Annotated in this window: 3 protein-coding genes; 2 read left to right on the top strand and 1 reads right to left on the bottom strand. The window is 70.7% G+C overall.

Features of this window, described 5'->3' with window-relative positions:
• A partial coding sequence (locus tag A9W95_RS05070; protein WP_067409513.1) for an esterase family protein occupies positions 1–685 on the top strand: 685 nt, incomplete at its 5' end.
• A 5-nt stretch (positions 686–690) separates the two neighbouring features.
• Entirely contained in the window at positions 691–2,856 is a 2,166-nt protein-coding gene (locus A9W95_RS05065; RefSeq protein WP_067409512.1) for an acyltransferase family protein, read from the top strand.
• A 189-nt stretch (positions 2,857–3,045) separates the two neighbouring features.
• Here A9W95_RS05065 and A9W95_RS05060 read toward each other — a convergent pair whose 3' ends face one another.
• Complete coding sequence (locus A9W95_RS05060) at positions 3,046–3,732, bottom strand: GDSL lipase (RefSeq protein ID WP_067409514.1); 687 nt, start codon at positions 3,730–3,732, stop codon at positions 3,046–3,048.
• Between the last annotated feature and the right edge of the window lie 203 nt (positions 3,733–3,935).

Below are 3,935 nucleotides of genomic sequence, written 5' to 3'. Positions count from 1 at the left end.
CAGCGGGTCGTTCGTCTCCGCGGCGCGCGGCGGGGTCAAGACCAACTGGGTGATCGCCATGCCTCCGGGCCAGACCAGGCTGCTGCGGCCGGTCATAGCACTGCACGGCAAGGATGGCAACGCCGGCCAGATGCTGGACCTCGGCGTGGAGGACGGCTTGGCGCAGCTGGTCAAGGCGGGTAAGGCGCCGTTCGCCGTGGTAGGCGTCGACGGCGGCAACACCTACTGGCACCGCCGGGCGTCCGGTGGCGACTCCGGCGCGATGGTGCTCGAAGAGCTCCTGCCCATGCTCGCCTCGATGGGCATGGACACCTCCCGGGTGGGATTTTTGGGCTGGTCGATGGGCGGGTACGGCGCCCTGCTGCTGGGCGCGCAACTGGGCCCGGCCCGCACCGCCGGGATCTGCGCGATCAGTCCCGCGCTGTACACCTCGTTCACCGGCAGCGCACCCGGTGCGTTCGACAGCTACGACGACTGGGTACAGCACAGCGTCGTGGGGCTGCCAGTGCTGAACCAGATTCCGTTGCGGGTCGACTGCGGGACTAGCGACCGGTTCAACTTCGCCACGCGTCAGTTCGTCAACCAGCTGAAGAAGCCACCGGCCGGCAGCTTCTCCGCGGGCGGGCACGACGTGGACTACTGGCGCGCCCAGCTGCCCGGAGAGCTGGCCTGGATGGCGTCGTAGTTGCGATGACCGTTCGACCGGCAGCCGGCGAGAACCCTCCGAAGGACTCGGAGGGCCGGATCCCCCGAGGCCGGTTCCGCCCCGACATCGAGGGCCTGCGCGCCGTCGCGGTGCTCGCCGTCGTGCTGTATCACGCGCGCCTTCCCGGCATCACCGGCGGATACGTCGGGGTCGACGTCTTCTTCGTCATCTCCGGATTCCTGATCACCGGCCTGCTGTGGCGCGAGGTGACCACCACCCAGACCGTCCGGCTGGGCCGGTTCTACGCCGCCCGCGCCCGCCGGCTGCTGCCCGCGGCGGCCACCGTCGGCGTCATCACCGCGCTCAGCGCCGCCGTCCTGTTGCCGCCGTTGCAGGCCCGCCGCGTCTTCGTCGACGGGATCGCCAGCGCGCTGTATGTGGGCAACTACCGGTTCGCCGGCCAAGGCACCGACTACTTGGTCTCCGACCTGCCACCCTCCCCGTTCCAGCACTATTGGTCCCTCGGCGTCGAGGAGCAGTTCTATCTGCTGTGGCCGGCGCTGATCATCGCGACGGCCTGGTTGGTGCGCCGGATCAACCGCGACTTCTCGCCGCGCACGCCGTATCTGGTGGTGCTGGGCGTGCTCGCGGGGGCGTCGCTGGCCGTGGCCGTGGTCTGGACTCGCACGTCGCCGCCCTGGGCGTTCTTCTCCCTGCCCTCGCGCGCCTGGGAGTTGGCCGCCGGCGGTTTGATAGCCCTGACGGTCAACCAATGGCGACGACTGCCGTTGCTGCCCGCCACGGTGATCGGGTGGGGCGGTCTGGGCCTGATACTGCTGACCTGTAACCAGCTGGGTCCCCACACGCCGTACCCCGGCACCGCCGCGCTGCTGCCGGTGCTGGGCACCGCGCTGGTCATCGGGGGCGGCTGCGTCAGCGGCGGCATGGGCGTCGGGCGGGTGTTGTGCCGCCCGGCGATGCGGGCCATCGGCCGGGTGTCCTACTCCTGGTACCTGTGGCACTGGCCGGTGCTGCTGTTCATTCCGCCGCTCCTTGGTGAGCGGGCGGGCTTGGCCGGCCGGCTGGCCGCGCTGACCGTGTCAGCCGGGCTGGCCGTGATCACCCTGCACCTGGTCGAGAATCCGGGCCGCTTTGCCGCCGCGCTGCGCACCTCGGTGAAGGCCAGCTTGACCCTGGCCGGCGCCGCCACCGCGGTGGCCGCGTGCGCCTGCGCCGGACTGCTGACCGTGGTTCCGGCGCCGGTGGGCCACGGCGCGGCCGCCCCGCAGGCCAGGATCGTCGCGCTACCGCCCGCGCCCGCCGACCGACCCGTCAGCCCGCAGGAAGCCGCGGTGCGCGATGCCTACGCGCAGGCGCGCGCCGCTCTCGCGGCCGCCGCCGGGCTGCGCGCCGTTCCGTCCAACCTGGACCCGCCGCTGGCCCGCGCACCGGCCGACAAGGCCGCCGTCTTTGTCAACGGCTGCATGCGGTCCTGGCGCGATCTCGGACAAAGCGAGTGCGCCACCGCCGACAAGTCGTCGCCGACGACGGTCGCGTTGGTCGGCGATTCCCACGCCGCCATGTGGGATCCGGCATTGCAGCAGGTGGCCCAGCAGCGGCACTGGCGACTGGAGACGATGGCCAAGGTGACCTGCCCGCCGCTGCAGGACCTGCCCATCGTTAGCCCATACCTGGGGCGCCGGTACACCGAGTGCGAGCAGTGGCGCACCGAGATCATGGCTCGACTGCAGGCTGAGCGACCACGCCTGGTGGTGCTTAGCATGAGCCGCCGCTACCACGCCGACTTCAGCTTCACCTCGTTCGACCCCGGCTGGATCGACGGCTTGACCCGCACCGTGGCGCAGCTACGCAAGTCGGGTTCCACGGTCCTGATCCTGGGCCCCGTCGCCGACCCGCAATCCTCGGTGCCCACATGCCTGTCGGGTCACCTCGACGACGCGACGGCCTGCGCGCCGGCGCGTGCGGTGGCGGTCAACGGTGACGGAATCGCCGCCGAACAAGCGGCCACGACGGCCGGCGGCGGGCACTACGCGGATCTGACCGATCTGTTCTGCAGCCCCGACCGGTGTCCGGTGATTGTCGGCAACACGCTGGTGTTCCGCGACGACAACCACGTCAGCACCGAGTACGCCGAGCTGCTCGCACCGGTAATCGGCGCGTTGGCCGACCGCGCTCTGGGGGACGGGTGAACGCCGTGCTCAGTCCCTGCGTCTTACCCGAAGAAAGGTTGTTGGAGGTTCTGACATGACTCTGCTGCTGGTGTGCCTGACTGCGGCCACCCCGCTGGCCGGAGTCGGGCTGGTGCGGCTACAGGCTCGACTCGAGCGCTGGGCCTACGAACGCCACGCGGACGACTAGAAGCGCGTGCCGCCGACCCCCTATGGGGTCAGCTGCGCGCCGATCAGCGGGGCGATCTTGCCCGCCAGATAGGCGTGGCCCGCATCGTTGGGATGCACCCCGTCCGCGCCGATCAGGCCCGGGGTGTCGGCGAACCAGCGTTCGGCGATCGGGTCGATGAACGTCGCTCCCGCGGCCTGCGCCTCGGCGCCGAGCACGTCTCGAATCGCCAGCACCGGTGGCGGGACATCCGCGGTCGGCCACGGCGGCCCCACCACCAGAAACCGCGCCGACGGCGCCAGATCGTGTGCCAGCGCATAGGTGCCGCGGATCCGGTCGGCCAGCAGCCCCAGCTCGACGCCCTGGTCGTTACGGGAGCCGAAGAACACCACCAACGCGTCGTCGGCCTTGACCGCCCGGGCGGTCAGGTCCTGAAAGACGCTGCCGTGGTCCCCGGCCACGCCGTACCCGGCCCGGCCCTCGGCCGCCACGTCGGCTATTACCCGCACGCCCCGGCGGTTCAGGTTCTGCCAGGCCAGCGCGGTCCAAGCGTTGGGGCCGAGTCCGCCCTCGTCGGTGCCGGTGGTGTAGGAGTCGCCGACCACCGCGACGTGGTTCAACCGGAAATCTTTGGTCAGCGCGTCATAAGCGGGCATCCGCGCGGCGTCGGGCACGGCCACGCCGGCCAGCAAAGCCAGCCCGATGACGAACGTGGCCAGACGACTCACTGCTACCTCCACCGCGAAACGGCATGGTCGTGTGCCGCATTGAATTCAACGGAATCGTACGAAGAAACGACGCGAAATCGCGTCGACGCGCGCGGGCTCGGGCGCTGAGCACCGTCACACCGCGCGGGCCGACACCGCCTCCCGCGCATCGCCTAGCTGGTGCACCTTGCTCGACTCACCGGGCTCTGGTTTGGCGGTCGCGG

The organism is Mycobacterium sp. 1423905.2 (genome assembly GCF_001673155.1).
Classification (GTDB): domain Bacteria; phylum Actinomycetota; class Actinomycetes; order Mycobacteriales; family Mycobacteriaceae; genus Mycobacterium.
This window is presented reverse-complemented; position numbering and strand designations above follow the sequence as displayed.